This is a genomic window from Salegentibacter sp. (assembly GCF_036568425.1).
In the GTDB taxonomy this organism is placed as follows: Bacteria; Bacteroidota; Bacteroidia; order Flavobacteriales; family Flavobacteriaceae; genus Salegentibacter.
The window spans coordinates 1-14,363 of sequence record NZ_DATCSO010000019.1 but is presented as its reverse complement, the minus strand read 5'-3'; the positions used below and the strand labels follow the sequence as shown (position 1 = coordinate 14,363).

General features: G+C 39.2%; 15 protein-coding genes. All 15 read right to left on the bottom strand.

Going from position 1 to position 14,363, the window contains the following annotated elements; all coding sequences use genetic code 11:
• The 15 genes from VIM94_RS02370 to VIM94_RS02300 all read right to left on the bottom strand — a co-directional run bounded on the left by VIM94_RS02370 (window position 1) and on the right by VIM94_RS02300 (window position 14,269).
• The gene (locus VIM94_RS02370) at window positions 1-1,440 is read right to left on the bottom strand and encodes a TolC family protein (protein WP_332037689.1); all 1,440 of its coding nucleotides are present in this window, start codon (window positions 1,438-1,440) and stop codon (window positions 1-3) included.
• A 62-nt stretch (window positions 1,441-1,502) separates the two neighbouring features.
• Window positions 1,503-2,621 carry an efflux RND transporter periplasmic adaptor subunit gene (locus tag VIM94_RS02365; protein WP_332037688.1) on the bottom strand — a complete coding sequence of 373 codons (1,119 nt, stop codon included), beginning with the start codon at window positions 2,619-2,621 and terminating at the stop codon, window positions 1,503-1,505.
• A gap of 35 nt (window positions 2,622-2,656) precedes the next feature.
• Window positions 2,657-3,922: an ABC transporter permease gene (locus VIM94_RS02360; protein ID WP_332037687.1), complete on the bottom strand. Its 1,266-nt coding sequence runs from the start codon at window positions 3,920-3,922 to the stop codon at window positions 2,657-2,659.
• A 1-nt stretch (window position 3,923) separates the two neighbouring features.
• Window positions 3,924-5,171 (bottom strand): ABC transporter permease, encoded by a 1,248-nt coding sequence (locus VIM94_RS02355; protein ID WP_332037686.1) that lies wholly within the window; start codon window positions 5,169-5,171, stop codon window positions 3,924-3,926.
• Complete coding sequence (locus tag VIM94_RS02350) at window positions 5,164-5,865, bottom strand: ABC transporter ATP-binding protein (RefSeq protein ID WP_332037685.1); 702 nt, start codon at window positions 5,863-5,865, stop codon at window positions 5,164-5,166. The genes VIM94_RS02355 and VIM94_RS02350 overlap by 8 nt, the downstream gene beginning before the upstream one ends.
• Window positions 5,866-5,970: 105 nt before the next feature.
• On the bottom strand, window positions 5,971-6,204 hold the full coding sequence (locus VIM94_RS02345; RefSeq protein ID WP_332037684.1) for a hypothetical protein: 234 nt from the start codon (window positions 6,202-6,204) through the stop codon (window positions 5,971-5,973).
• Between the two features lie 71 nt (window positions 6,205-6,275).
• Window positions 6,276-6,815: a DUF420 domain-containing protein gene (locus VIM94_RS02340; protein ID WP_332037683.1), complete on the bottom strand. Its 540-nt coding sequence runs from the start codon at window positions 6,813-6,815 to the stop codon at window positions 6,276-6,278.
• The gene (locus VIM94_RS02335; protein ID WP_332037682.1) at window positions 6,812-7,546 is read right to left on the bottom strand and encodes an SCO family protein; all 735 of its coding nucleotides are present in this window, start codon (window positions 7,544-7,546) and stop codon (window positions 6,812-6,814) included. Before VIM94_RS02335 ends, VIM94_RS02340 begins: the two co-directional genes overlap by 4 nt.
• A 31-nt stretch (window positions 7,547-7,577) precedes the next feature.
• Complete coding sequence (locus VIM94_RS02330; protein ID WP_332037681.1) at window positions 7,578-8,222, bottom strand: hypothetical protein; 645 nt, start codon at window positions 8,220-8,222, stop codon at window positions 7,578-7,580.
• An 81-nt stretch (window positions 8,223-8,303) separates the two neighbouring features.
• The gene (locus VIM94_RS02325; protein WP_332037680.1) at window positions 8,304-8,666 is read right to left on the bottom strand and encodes a cytochrome C oxidase subunit IV family protein; all 363 of its coding nucleotides are present in this window, start codon (window positions 8,664-8,666) and stop codon (window positions 8,304-8,306) included.
• Between the two features lie 26 nt (window positions 8,667-8,692).
• On the bottom strand, window positions 8,693-9,673 hold the full coding sequence (locus VIM94_RS02320; protein WP_332037679.1) for a cytochrome c oxidase subunit 3: 981 nt from the start codon (window positions 9,671-9,673) through the stop codon (window positions 8,693-8,695).
• A 53-nt stretch (window positions 9,674-9,726) separates the two neighbouring features.
• Complete coding sequence (locus VIM94_RS02315; protein ID WP_332037678.1) at window positions 9,727-10,308, bottom strand: cytochrome c oxidase subunit 3; 582 nt, start codon at window positions 10,306-10,308, stop codon at window positions 9,727-9,729.
• Window positions 10,299-11,201: a heme o synthase gene (gene cyoE, locus VIM94_RS02310; RefSeq protein ID WP_332037677.1), complete on the bottom strand. Its 903-nt coding sequence runs from the start codon at window positions 11,199-11,201 to the stop codon at window positions 10,299-10,301. Before cyoE ends, VIM94_RS02315 begins: the two co-directional genes overlap by 10 nt.
• Window positions 11,202-11,290: 89 nt before the next feature.
• Window positions 11,291-13,423: a gliding motility protein RemB gene (locus VIM94_RS02305; RefSeq protein WP_332037676.1), complete on the bottom strand. Its 2,133-nt coding sequence runs from the start codon at window positions 13,421-13,423 to the stop codon at window positions 11,291-11,293.
• Between the two features lie 120 nt (window positions 13,424-13,543).
• The gene (locus VIM94_RS02300) at window positions 13,544-14,269 is read right to left on the bottom strand and encodes an energy transducer TonB (protein WP_332037675.1); all 726 of its coding nucleotides are present in this window, start codon (window positions 14,267-14,269) and stop codon (window positions 13,544-13,546) included.
• Window positions 14,270-14,363 lie beyond the last annotated feature (94 nt).

Sequence of the window (14,363 nt, the reverse complement as noted above, 5' to 3'; positions counted from 1 at the left end):
TTAAAATTTAAGCTCTGTTACCGGAACCCCGAAATAAAGCTCTATGACTTTAAGTTTAAAAATATAATCGTATTTAGTTCGTACCACCTCTCGTTGGGCATTTTCATACCTCAGCTTAGACTGGCTGTAATCAAAAGCATTAGTAAGTCCAACATCATAACGCTGGGTAGCATAATCATAAGCCTGTTCCTGGGCATTTGCCGCAACCAAGGCAGCCTCATAGGCTTCAAAAGCACCTTGGGCATCTACATAAGCCTGGTAAATATTAGCCTCCAGATCAAGCTCTGCCTGCTCCATTTCATATACTGCCCGCTGTGCATTAACCTCTGCTCTTTTCACCTGGTTACGAGTAGCAAACCCATTAAAAACAGGAATACTTAATTGTACACCATAAGTAATACCGTCATTTCTTTGAAGCTGTTCAAAGAAAGGTAATGGATTGCCTATGGTAGTCATCGTATTTGGTGCCACAACAACCTCCCCCGTGCTTTCCACTACGCCAATTTCCCTTGTAGGATCCTGAGGGTCTATGGTCACCCCGGTTATTCTACCCATTCCCGATTCCCGGGTATTATAATTAAAGAAAGCTCCCAGTGTTGGCATATAGGCCCCTTTGGCAATTTCAACATCTTTCTCGGCGAGATCACGATTAGCTTCAGCTATTTTTAATTCAAATCGCTCCTCTCTGGCGCGGTCAATAATTTCATAAACCGAATTTTCCAGGATATCACTTCCGAAGATATCGTAATCACGATCTACGACATCAAAATTCTCATAATCATCTATTCGTAAAAGCTGGGCTAGATTGATCAGGGATATTTTAATGTTATTTTGAGCAACAATCATTCGCTGTTTTTCATCAGCATTAGTAGCCCTTATCTCTAATAAATCGCCCCGGGGCAAGGAACCGGCATCTACAAGTTCCTGTGTGCGCTCCAGCTGCTCCAGAGTCACCTCGTTTTGTAGTCTAAGCACTTCCAGGTTTTGTTTACTAAAAAGCACCTGTAGGTAGGAATCGGCAACAAAAAGAGTGATATCATCCTTCATTTTTTCCAAAGAATACTGGGCTGAAAGCTGGGATATTTTTGAACGCTGAATTTGCTTAAAATTGCGCAATCCATCAAATAGACTCATACTGGCTGTAATTCCAGCTGAAAAGTTCCTGGTAGTTTGCGTCTGGAGGATCCCGGTAGTTACATTCTGGGTTAAACCTGTATTCCATGCATTGGTGGCTGATGCGTTAACATTTGGCAGGAGGTTACCTATGGCATCAAGCTTTTCAATTTCTGAAAGTTCAACATTAAGTTCAGATTGTTTTATGGAAATATTATTCTCCAGGGCATAATTCACACATTCCTGAAGTGTCCATTTATTGTCTTCCTGGGCTGTTGCAAATAAAACAGAAAATAAAAATATGGTTAAAAAGCTGTATTTTTTCATAATCGGAATTGTAGTTGATGAGTCTGTGAAATTCTAAACTTGTTACATTTTGAACGAAAAATCTAACTTCCGGCAAATTCCGGACTTGTTTTTACTTTGTTCCAAACTTTAATTTTATCGTCTTTGGAAATGCCCTTTTTTACTTCAACCTGAATCCCATCACTAATTCCTAATTCCAAATCCCTTCTTTCAAATTGCTGATCTCCGGTTTCTACTTCCACGAAAGGCTTCTGTGTTTTTGGATCAAACTGAACCAGAGCTTCCTTAATTGCCAATACCTCATCTGCTCTATCTAAAATAATGGAGGCATTTGCACTTAAACCGGCACGAATAAAAGTAGTATCGGCCTTATCCAATGTCCCCTTTATTTCAAACTGGATCGCGCCATTTTCATCCACACCCTTTGGAGCGATGTAATCTAAAACCGCATCAAAAGTTTTGTTTTCTATAGCACCTACCGTCACCTCTAATGGTAAATCTTCTTTAATTTTTCCAACCTCACTTTCATCAACTTTACCTTCGAAGATCATTTCATTAACATCGGCAAGTGTGGCCAAGGTTGTACCATCGTTAAAATTGTTGCTTTCAATTACCTGGTTTCCAACCCGCACCGGCACGTCAAGCACCATCCCATCAACCGTAGATCGAATAAGGGTGTTAGCTGCACTTCCAATTCCGCTGGTAGTTCCTGTTTTTACTATTTCAAAGTTTTGCTGTGCCGAACGGTAATTCTGCTGCATTCTTTTGTAGTTGGCTTCAGCATTATCAAAGTCGTTTTGAGAGATTACTCCTTTTTCGAACAAAGCTTTCTGCCTCTCAAAAGTCTTTTGTTCATTATCTAAATTGATCTTTGCAGTAGCCACTGCATCTTTAGCGCTTTGAAGTGAATTCACATTTGGAATTACCCTGATTTTCGCAATAAGATCCCCTGCCTTAACTTTCTCTCCTGCTTCGATATATATTTCATCAATAATTCCTGAAATATTAGGTTTTATGAGCACTTCTTCCCTCGGAACAATATTTCCTGTCGCCACGGTTTTCTTAACGATGGTTTCTATTGAAGCCTGCTCGGTTTCATAAACCGTAGGATCCTCTTGATTTTTCTGAAACAAGTAGTATAATGCGCCTACAAAAACAACGGCGATCAATACTAGAATTGAGATGGTTACTGTCTTTTTCATTTTTTGATTGTATTTATCTTCTTTACTTTTTTTCCTTATTCGGTTCTAAGAGCATCCACAGGCTTAATCTTAATCGCATTCTGCGCAGGAATTAACCCTGCCAATAAACCTGAACACACTAAAATCAAAAGGGCCGTAAGCACCACTCCTAAATCAACACTGGGATTGGCAAACATCATCTCTGAAGTATCCATCCCGCTTAAGGCATAATTAATTGCGGCAATTATTCCTGTGGCGAAAATAATTCCGACCATTCCGGAAATAATGGTTAGAAAAATAGACTCCAACAGGATTTGCCCTCTAATAGCCCAGGGCGTGGCACCGAGGGCGCGCCTTACCCCTATCTCATTAGTTCTTTCTTTTACGACGATTAGCATAATATTACTGATACCGATTATCCCCGAAAGCAACACCAAAATCCCTACAAAATAGGCTACTGCTTTTAACGCTACAAACAAACCATTTACTTTGTTGAATTCTTCATATAGATCAAAATTACCCACAGCTCTATCATCCTCAGGATGAATGGAGTGCCTGCTTTTTATAAGATCCAGAACTCTTGATTTTAAACTGGTAATAGAATTCCCATCGTGGGCAGTTATCGCCATCCAACCAACGTTATCACCTCTATTGAAAGCCTGTGAGAATGCGGTAAATGGCACATAAATTTCTTTCTCGGCTTCTTCTGCATTCCCGCCACCACCGCCTTTTTTCTTATAGGTGCCAATTACCATAAAATTGACTCCATTAATTTTGAGATAAGTACCTAAAACCTCTTCATTTTTTTCGTATAATTCACGTCGCACGCCTTCCCCAATTATCGCAACCTTTCTTTTTTGTTCTATATCCAGATAGTTAATAAACCTTCCGGAAGTAATATCCATAGGTTCCTGCTGAATGATTTCGGGGTAGTCGCCATAGACATTAAAGGCACCGGTTTGCAACCCTCGTACTACGTTATTATTTCCGCCGAAACCACCTAATTGATTTCGCGGAGAAATAAACCGAAGTCCCGGCACATTTTCCCGTAAGGCCTCTACATCGCCTATCTTAAAGCTATAGCGTCTGCCTTTGGGCAAGCCTTTATATGGTTTAGATGGCGTTTGCGTCCACATAAACATCGTATTAGTAGCAATACCACTAAAACCCTGCTTTACACCATTTTCAAGCCCTTTTCCAGCAGCCAGTAAAATAACCAGGATGAATATCCCCCACATAACCCCAAAAGCCGTAAGTATGGTTCTAAACCAATTAGCAGTTAATGCTTCAATTATTTCGCTCCATTTATCCCTGCTAAACATATTATTCGTCTCTTAATGCTTCAATAGGTTTGATCCTTGCCGCCCTCCAGGCAGGGAAAAATCCGGCGATTGCACCGGCAATAATTAAAATAAAAACGGTTGTTAGCGCTACATTGAAATTTACCGAAGGATTAGAAATATACTGGGTTTCAATAAGGGGACCCACAAACTCTAAAAGCAGTAAACTTGCGATCAAGCCAATAAAACCGGCAATTGCGGTTACAAAAATAGATTCATGCAAGACCATCCCTACAATAGAGAGCGGTTCTGCCCCAAGGGCTTTTCGTATGCCTATTTCCCTGGTTCTTTCTTTAACAATAATCAACATAATATTACTAACTCCAACAACCCCAGCGATGATGGTACAAATACCAACTCCCCAAAAGAAATATTTTATCATATCCATGAGGTCATAGAAACGTTTGGCGTTTTCCAACGAGTTATTTATCCGAACTGCGCTTTCATCATTGGGAGCAATGGTATGTGTTTCCTTAAGTTGATTTTCAATATCGGTTGTAAAAAAGTTGGAGGCGGCAAGAGCAGCTTCAAAATTATCTTCAGGCTCTAAGGTAAAAGCCATATTGGCTATGTTGTTAGCGCCACCAAAAACACGTTGTGCCGTAGAAAGCGGAATAAAAACAAGACTTTCTTCCCTTTCTCCACCGGGATCGGTAAAAACGCCAATTACTTTAAAATTTATTCCGGAAATCTGAATGTACTGTCCAAGCAGTTCCTTGCTATCCTTAAAAAGGTCGTTGCGAACTTTATTCCCTATAACAGCAACTTTCTCAAAGTTCTCATGGTCTTTATAATTTACAAATCGCCCCTCTATCATACCGCTGTTTTCCAGAAACTGATAATCGGGGTATACACCTTCTACGCGATAAGAACCTGATTCTTTCCCGTAATTTACTATACCATTCCAAATTCTAAAAATTGAAGATTTGTACTCTAAATCATCCTGATGTTTTAAGGCGGTGTAGTCAAAATCTTCATTCTTCATTTGAATTCTCCTACCCGGGTTTAAGCCTTTGTATTCTTTAGAAGTAACGCCGGTATACACATAAATAATATTGGCAGCATCCCGTTTAAATTCCTCGGAAATACCATTACGCATTCCTTCACCGATTCCCAGAAGAACAACCAGAATAAAAATCCCTGAAGCTACCGAAAGCCCGGTTAAAAACGTCCGCAATTTATTTTTACGAATCGTATCAAAGATCTCTTCCCAACGTTCTAAATCAAACATTTTGTATTGCTCTTACCTGTTTAACTTCGGTATCCTGAATTATCCTTCCATCTTTTAAATTAACGATTCTCTTCGTCATGGCTGCGATATCGGGTTCGTGTGTTACCACAAGTATGGTTCGCCCTTCATCATTGATTTCCTGAATTAAATTCATAACATTATAAGAGGTCTTGGAATCCAGAGCTCCGGTAGGTTCATCGGCTAGAAGCACTTTTGGATCGCTGGCAAGAGCTCTCGCAATAGCAACCCGTTGTTTTTGCCCTCCGGAAAGTTCATTTGGCAAGTGTCCGGCCCAATCGGCCAGGCCAACTTTTTCCAGGTAACTCATCGCCTTATCAATGCGTTCCGCACGTTTAATCCCCTGGTAATACAGCGGAAGCGCCACATTATCCAAAGCATTTTTATAAGAAATAAGATTGAAGGATTGGAAAATAAAACCCAGAAATTTATTACGGTATCGCGCGGCTATCTTTTCGTTGAGATTCTTAATAGGAACCCCGTCAAGAGTATAGGACCCCTCATCAGCCTCGTCCAGCATCCCCAGAATATTCAATAAGGTAGATTTACCCGATCCTGAAGACCCCATAATAGAAACGAGTTCCCCCTTGGCAACGCTAAAATCAATTCCTTTTAAAACGTGCAGGGAGTTACTACCCATTTTATAGGACTTATGAAGATCTCTTATTTCTATCATTGCAGTGAATTTACAGGTTGCTTACTTTTGTTGAAAAGCTCCACCGATAAGACTCTGCGAAAGAGAAAAAGTTACACTTTATTTAAGGAAATATATTGAAGCTCTTTAGGCTTCTTCAGATTCTTTAGCTTTTTTTCGGGAGCGGTAAATGAAATAGCCTATTCCGCCAATAAGAAGATAGGGGAAAATCATAAGGTAGAGAATTCCGTCGTTTATTCCCTTTGCCATGCTTTGGTCACCTTCGCTTTCAAGAACGGCTCTACACATCGCACATTGCGCCTCCGCTGCAAAAGGAAGTAGTATAAAGAGAATTAATATGAATAATAATCTGGTTTTCATTATCCTGAGTTAAAGCACAAAAATATAAAATCAAGCTGTCTCAATAAAAGTTTTAACAGGACTACAATTTATTAGTAATAAGGCATCATAAAAATATACACCAGCACTCCCGTGACAGCAACATATAGCCATATAGGAAAGGTCCATCTTGCTATACGGGCATGTCTATCATATTCAGCAGTAAGCCCCCGATACATGGTAAAAAGCACCAAAGGAACAATTATCGCCGACAGGACTATATGGGTGATTAAAATGAAAAAGTACAGGTATCTTAAAACACCTTCACCTCCATAGGGCACAGGGTCGTTACTTATTTTTGAGATCACATAACTCACCAAAAATACCGACGAAAGCACAAATGCGCTTATCATGGTATTTCGATGCAGCTTATATTCTTTTATCGTCATAAAAAAATATCCCATCATCAGCAATACGGCTGTAGACCCATTGAGAACAGCATGGAAAAACGGAAAAGTACCTGCCTGTGTTCCAAGAAAATTGAAACGCTCAGGAAGATACATCAGAACAAGTACAATTAAAGGGACGGCAATAGAAAGTGAAATTATTACCGGTACCGCTATTCTATCGGTTTTTGTTAGTCTTGCCTTCACAATAAGTTTTTAATATCTTCAATTAAAATATCAATCTCGGGAGTCTCTTCCCCTTCAGCTACAGATTTATTTCTTTCCACAGAACCTCTATAATAAATTATGGGGTTACCATAAACATCTCTACGTGACCTGATGTAACCTTCCTGATCTACCAGAGCAAACATTCCCTGGTGCGCAAAACCTCCGGCTGCGTTCTCGTCTTCCCCTGCATAAATATTAAATCCGGAATTAGCCAGTGCGTAAATATCATCCTTATCTCCTGTCATAAGATGCCAATTAGGATTAGTAATCCCGTACTTTTCTGCGTATTCCAGAAGAACCTCTGGTGTATCGTAGGTAGGATCTATACTGAATGAAGCGATCCCAAAATTTTCTTCATTTTTGATCTCATTCTGAATCTCAACCAAATTACTATTCATGATTGGACAAATTGTAGGACAGGTAGAAAAGAAAAATTCGGCTAAATATACCTTCCCCAGGTAATCCGCATTGGTAATAGTATCTCCATGCTGGTCGATAAGCTCAAACTCAGGAGCTTTTTTTCGCTTTCCATTGATCTCTATGTAAGCCAGTTCTTCGGCAGGAGCCGATTTTCTCTCAGCCCCCTTTACATTTAACCTATCTGATTCTACTACTGAATCGCTGCTTATACGGTCTACTATTTTTGGAATAAAGATGATTCCAAAGATCAGGATGATCAGTGAAATCCCTATGTATGAATAATTCTTCATTATAAAAGCTTTAGTAAGGTGGTCGTGAAATCTAGTTTTTCCTTTCGGCGTTATTCTTTTTAAGGGCCAAACGATATTCGGCTAAAATAACTTTAACGTCATCGTTCATTTTATTGCTAAGGTCGGCCACAGAACTGGCATCATAACCATACATCCTGCCATAATCTTCGTCGTCTTCTCTACCACGAAGGTTTCTGTCTTTATCTACAATAAAAACATAAGGCGTGTGGAGATTTTCATCCAATTTAAGGCCGGAATCCATACTTTTAAAAACTGCTTTTACTTTTTCTTCAGAAGAGAAAACAAATTTCCAATTCTGCGGATTGCCTATGGCCTCAAATTCTTCAGAAAAACGTAGGGCACTCTCGCGCGCGGATTCCGGCAGCACAATTACGAATTGAAAATCTTTGAATTCATAATATTTTTCGAGTATCTTTTGATCCAGGTTAAAGGTATGTCCTTTTATTTGATCCAGATCTTTTCCGAAAAATGCTACAATACTAATCTTATCCTCCAGGGAAACTCTTTCTCCCCTCAAACTTTCAAATGTTTTTACATCCTGAACTTTTTCAGTAAGAACCGGAAGTTTAGCAAAGTTATTCTGGCCTGAAGAAAAAAAGAGGTAAGCGATAATGGGTAATGCGAAAAGTACAATAAGTACAAAAAACTTTTTCATAAACCTGATTCTACTTAGGTGCAAAAATAAAAAGACGGTTTTATAAAACCGTCTTTTCTCTATCATTTAACTTTCATGTGTTTAAAAATCCCAAGCTACGTGGTTCGATTTAAAAACTTCATATATATAATCCCCTTCGGTGAGAAGAATAAATATAAGATAACTTATAAGGAATACCGCAGTCCATACAACTGCCCTTCTTAAGCCTTTTACTTCTCCTTCAAGGTGCATAAAAGCCCAGGCAATATAGTATGCTTTAAAAAGCGTAAGAATTATAAAAATCCAATTAAGCAGGCTCATACTAAACAAGTCAGTATGAACAAGAAAACCAGGTTTTAGAATCCCGAAAACAACTTCAACAATAGTCAAACCAGATAGAATTGCAAATACTATCCAGATTCGTTTGGTATTAGATTCGTGATGATGTGCAGTTTCGTGTGCCATAATATTTTTCGTTCTGTCTTAGAAAATTATACCAGGTAAAAGAATGTAAATACAAATACCCAAACTAAATCTACAAAGTGCCAGTAAAGTCCAACTTTCTCTACCATTTCATAACTACCACGTCTCTCATAGGTACCAATTACCACATTAAAAAAGATTATGATATTTATTAAAACCCCCGACAGTACGTGGAATCCATGGAATCCGGTAATAAAGAAAAAGAAATCGGCAAACAGGGGTGGTCCATATTCATTTTGAGACAAATTTGCTCCCTCAACAATTCCAACAGCCTCAGTGTTCAGTTTTCTTAAAGATTCATCTCTGCTAAGGATGGTTTTCTCCCCTTCTTCTGTTAAACTCTGAGTTCTAACCAGAATATTCTCATTAGCTGCAAAACCAGCTTTAATCTCCTCAATAGAATAGGAAGGAAGTGGTGCACCCTCTTCAAACCAAACCCCGCTTTCACGGGTATGTGGGACACGCTCAGTTGGAATCACCTGCGCAACATCGGCGAGGGCTACCCGGTGGCCTTCATTATCTACAAACTGGAGAATATTTCCTCCTTTAGTACTTACCGCACCATAGGTTCCAGAAATAAAATTTTTCCATTCCCAGGCTTGAGAACCAAGGAATATAAGCCCACCAATAATAGTAAGGAACATGTAGAAAATCACTTTCCCCTTTTTCATCTGATGGCCGGCATCTACCGCCAAAACCATCGTTACCGATGAAAAGATAAGGATAAAGGTCATTAATGCTACATAATACATAGGAGCATCAACCCCATGAAGGAATGGGAAGTGGTTAAATACCTCGTCGGCTATAGGCCAGGAGTCAATAAATTTGAATCTAGAAAATCCATAAGCCGCAAGAAAACCTGAAAATGTAAGCGCATCAGAAACGATGAAAAACCACATCATCATTTTTCCGTAACTCGCTTTAAGAGGTTCATTTCCCCCGCCCCAGGTTTTACCTTCGGTGCCTGTTCTTACAACAGTCGCGTCCATAGAAGAGTTTTTAGTTTAGTTTTTGTGATTGCGCAAAAATAACGTAAATTTTATTATCTGAAGAAATATAAAAATAAAAACAAATAAATCCACAGAATATCTACAAAATGCCAGAAGGTGGCACCCAGCTCGATCCCAAGCATTTGGCCCGGCCGGTATCGTTGTTTAAAATGGTTATAAATTATCACTGACAACACTATTAAACCTCCCGCTAAATGTGCTAAATGCACCAAAACCAGCACATAAATAAAAGATGTGGTGATACTGCTTTCACTACCTGTAAAATAATAACCCTGCGATACGATATCATTAAACCCCTGAAATTGTAGTGCCCCAAATAAAAGAGCAAGAATTAATGTTCCAAGCAAAAAAGCCGTTGCATTCTTAGGCCTGGAGGCAGCAATATTTTTTTTCGCAAGGAAAAAAGTAATACTGCTTATCACTATCACCAAGGTACTCCATACGAAGGCATTGGGTAAGTCAAAATTGGTAAGCCAATCTGGCCTGTTTTTACTCACAACATAAGCACTTGTTAAACCGGCAAAGGTCATCACCATGCTTATTATTCCAAACCATAGCATCATTTTTTTAGCTCTGGCAAATTTGCTCTTATCGGTTCCTTGTGTTAAATCCATTGTCTTATAAATTTATCCAGCATGTATATTATTTGAAGCAATGTAATATATGAAACGCTGGCCAACATTAATTTTTTGGCCGCCTGGGCCGATTTTTTCCTATAAAGATTAACGGCATAATACAACATTCCTAAGCCTAGCATTAATATTAAAATTGCCGCAACCGGAGTTAGATAAAGTCTTCCTGTAACTCCAAATGCCGGAATTAATGAAACAAGTACGGTCCATACCGTATATAGCACAATTTGTATTGCCGTTCCTTTATTCCTTTTTCCTGTAGGCAACATAAAGAAGCCTCCTTTTTTATAGTCATCATACAACCACCACCCTAAAGCCCAGAAATGTGGAAATTGCCAAAAAAACTGAATCATAAACAACACTCCTGGTTCAATCCCAAAACTATCTGTCGCGGCAACCCAACCCAACATAAACGGAATTGCTCCCGGTAAGGCTCCAACAAAAACAGAAAGAGGAGTCTTCGTTTTAAGAGGAGTGTAAACACTTACATAAATGAAGATACTAAGAGCTCCAAACATCGCTGTTTTTGGATTGATAATATAAAGGACTATCAAACCCAGAATTGTAAAAACACTGGCGATAATGAATGCCCGGGTAACCGTCATTCTGCCGGCAGGCACAGGCCGATTCTTTGTGCGATCCATCAAAGCATCGAGGTTTTTCTCGATAATTTGATTAAAGGCATTTGAAGCTCCAACCATAAGATATCCTCCAATAGCAAGTAATAACACCACTACAAAATCTATGGTCTCAGCTCCAAGAAAATATCCCGTAACAGAAGAAAAAACCACGCTAACTGCAAGTCGCATTTTGGTTATTTCTTTAAAATCGGTTAAGCGGGAGACAGTTGGGGTATGTACGCCGGAGCTACTCAAAAACAGTTTTTTAAATTGGCGCAAAGATAGCCCTTAATTAGTTTTAGACAAGGGCTCACAAATGTTAATTTTAATGACCAGCAAGAGACTTAATAGTCGTAGTACCAATTAAATATATCGGTTCTTATTCCGAAGTTGATCCAGGCGGTGGAATTCTCAAACTGATTAAAGGTTTCTACCTCGGGTTTGAAATTTCGATATATAAAACTCCCGTATAATTTAAGATTAGTGGAGGGATTAATAATATAACCGCCCTCGATTTCAGCAAAAATCGAATTAGTGGTATTCCCCTGGCCGATTTTCACACCGGTATCCAGATTTTCCGGCCGATCTCTCTCACTGCCGTAAATATCACCACCATAATTATAATTATCAATAAAATTATTGAAATTATATCCACGTGTACCATAGATAAGTTTTCCATGGCCAAACCACCTGTCTTTTTTGAACCTGGCTATTGCCAGGATTTCCCTAAAACTGGCACCCCACTGGTGTGCCATAGATTGGTTGTTGTGCCCATAATTCAGAACCCCTGTATTATGAGAATAGGTGTATGGTCGAACCTGGTTATACTCAAGCCTCAGGAAAAGACCGGGAACTGAAAATGCATTAAAATATTTTACGCCAAGCTGATATCCCAATTTATTTTTCCAGCTTTGTTCTCCTCCAAAAACATCGGTAGAAGAAAATTCATCAATAACCCATTGCGCATAAACATTTACCTGATTACTAACTTTATATTTTCCGGTAAGTCCAATTATCGCATTTCCGCCACGGGCACCGGTAGAAAATTCAATAGCACGATAAAAAATCACCGGGTTTAAATAATTTAGATCAAATCCACGGTTGTTATCATTTTCCCACACCACCGATTCAAAGAAGCCAAGATTGAGTTTTTTGGTGACATTGTAGCTCAAATAATGGTTTGCCATATATTTTGTGCGGAAAGAACCACTCTCGGTCACCTCAGGACGTACATCGCGCAAAGACATCCATGTGTTTGTGTATTTGATCTTCCAGAAAATTGTATTTAATTTAAAATAGGGATACGGCGAGGCATTATCACTCATCAAAAGCGACCGGTATCCATCCCCTATAAAATTTTTGCCATGGCCAAATTCAAGGTTAAAGAATTTTCCCGGAGTATAGGTAAGATACCCCTCAGCAACAGGATAATCATAGCCTCCATCCATAAAGGCTTTTGCGATTCCACGGCCGGGGACAATGGCAGGATCACCCCCGTCTGGCTTTATCGATTCGGCATAGCGGTTATAATAATCAGCAAATCTTCCCTGGTTTTCATAAACCACGGAATAGAAATTCAACTTCTTTCCCAGGCCTCCCTGAAAAATCGCAGCCCTGGTATTGTTATAAGTAAATTCATATTCAGATTGTTCAAAATCTTTCCCCAATTGCATATCCATAGCGAAATCTATGCTAAACCAGTAGTCCTCGGTCTGGAACCGGATTAGGTGCTCATTCCAGATTTTACGTCCAAAGAAGGAACTGGTATTTTTTAGCATTTTCGCCTCTTCGGCTTTAAAATCGTAATAGGGAGCCACCTCATCGAATCTCAATGGTTTTGAAGCCGAATGAGTATTTGCACCTATGCGGTTAAAATCAAAATCGAATCTTGAATAGTACTCATGACTCAAGGGGATATTGATATGGCTTTGATATCTCGGTTTGGTGAATTCGCCAGATTGGATGCTGTCGTATTCATCCAGGGCCTGAATTGTGGAATAAGTTCTACCTGTTAGCACTTCCTCCTTCTTTTCTTCTGAAAAGAATTTCTCCTGAACAGGAACCTCCTCAAAAGAAATCTCCAGCGGAATTCTTAGTTTCAATTTAAACTGCATGAAAGAAGGCCTGGAATTATAAGTGGCTGGAGCAATTTCAGGAAGAAGAGAAAATACACGCTGAAGCTCTTCTTTTAATTCAGAATAAGCAGCATCAGTATACAGAAGGTTAAAAGAACCGGTTTCGTCAACCTCAAAGACAAGGCTTGCTACTCCCCGATAGTTTTCAGCTTTTACTTTTGAAGGAAGCTGAAAGTTTTCAATCACAAAATCAGAAAAAGTTTGTTCAAAACAATCAGGTTGCTGCACATAGGGTACATTTTGACAGTTAGAAAACCGCGGGTAAACCTCTATGTTGTTTTTGGTTTGTGCAGACAGGTAGCCCGAGGTAAGAATTACAAAAAGAAGCAGTGTATACTTCATACCACTTGCAAGTAGGTTGGTTTCACAATGGAAATATACATTTTTTAAACAGAGTTTTAGAGCCAAAACAAAAAAATCCCGGGAAAAACCCGGGATTTGATATTTAGAATAAAAGAATATTTAATCCTGTACCTGGAAAACAATTGGAAGAGAGTACATAACCCCTACTGCTTTCCCACGTTGTTTACCTGGTTGCATTTTAGGTAATTTGTTGATAACCCTGGCAGCTTCCCTTTCAAGTCTTGGGTGTGGTGCACGAGACATCACGTCTACAATATCACCTTTTTCGTTGATCTTAAACTGAACGATCACCCTGTTAACCCCAGACAATCCAAGCTCTGAACCAAGATCTTTATTAAACTCTCTGTTTACGTGCTGCTGAATCTTCTGACTCATACAATCCTTACGCTCCTGATTATTTTTCATGTTCTCACAACCTGGATAGATTGGCACATTCTCAATAACAGCGAAAGGAACATCAGCAACTTCTTCTTCTACAGGAGCTTCTACAACTTCTTCAACTTCTACAATTTCTTCCATATTGGTTTCGGTAGACTGTATCTCGTCCTCTTCAACCTCTTCCTCATCTTCAACAACCTCAATTACCTCTGGTGCTGGTGGTGGTGGAGGTGGTGGAGGTGGTGGAGTGTTTTGCATTTCGGTAATTGGAATTTCTTCATCATCCAATTCTTCCAAATTAAGCTGACCGGTATCGAGGGCTTCCTTGTCATAGGTTTTCCACTCAATAGCCTGCCAGGTAACTAAAAGGACTAAAATAAGACCTAACTGAAGAAACAATACGCTTCTCCTGCTTAGATCTGCTTTAGGATTTTTCTTTGGTTCCATAATGGGTTATTGATTAATAAGGATTGCTAAAATAAATATTTTTTCTAAAAAACTAAATTAATCCTGCTTTTTAACCTTTGCAGGATTCCTTTAG

Coding starts and splice junctions, on each gene's coding strand:
- VIM94_RS02370 (WP_332037689.1), bottom strand. CDS start 1,440: ATGAAAAAATACAGCTTTTTAACCATATTTTTATTTTCTGTTTTATTT.
- VIM94_RS02365 (WP_332037688.1), bottom strand. CDS start 2,621: ATGAAAAAGACAGTAACCATCTCAATTCTAGTATTGATCGCCGTTGTT.
- VIM94_RS02360 (WP_332037687.1), bottom strand. CDS start 3,922: ATGTTTAGCAGGGATAAATGGAGCGAAATAATTGAAGCATTAACTGCT.
- VIM94_RS02355 (WP_332037686.1), bottom strand. CDS start 5,171: ATGTTTGATTTAGAACGTTGGGAAGAGATCTTTGATACGATTCGTAAA.
- VIM94_RS02350 (WP_332037685.1), bottom strand. CDS start 5,865: ATGATAGAAATAAGAGATCTTCATAAGTCCTATAAAATGGGTAGTAAC.
- VIM94_RS02345 (WP_332037684.1), bottom strand. CDS start 6,204: ATGAAAACCAGATTATTATTCATATTAATTCTCTTTATACTACTTCCT.
- VIM94_RS02335 (WP_332037682.1), bottom strand. CDS start 7,546: ATGAAGAATTATTCATACATAGGGATTTCACTGATCATCCTGATCTTT.
- VIM94_RS02330 (WP_332037681.1), bottom strand. CDS start 8,222: ATGAAAAAGTTTTTTGTACTTATTGTACTTTTCGCATTACCCATTATC.
- VIM94_RS02325 (WP_332037680.1), bottom strand. CDS start 8,666: ATGGCACACGAAACTGCACATCATCACGAATCTAATACCAAACGAATC.
- VIM94_RS02320 (WP_332037679.1), bottom strand. CDS start 9,673: ATGGACGCGACTGTTGTAAGAACAGGCACCGAAGGTAAAACCTGGGGC.
- VIM94_RS02315 (WP_332037678.1), bottom strand. CDS start 10,308: ATGGATTTAACACAAGGAACCGATAAGAGCAAATTTGCCAGAGCTAAA.
- VIM94_RS02305 (WP_332037676.1), bottom strand. CDS start 13,423: ATGAAGTATACACTGCTTCTTTTTGTAATTCTTACCTCGGGCTACCTG.
- VIM94_RS02300 (WP_332037675.1), bottom strand. CDS start 14,269: ATGGAACCAAAGAAAAATCCTAAAGCAGATCTAAGCAGGAGAAGCGTA.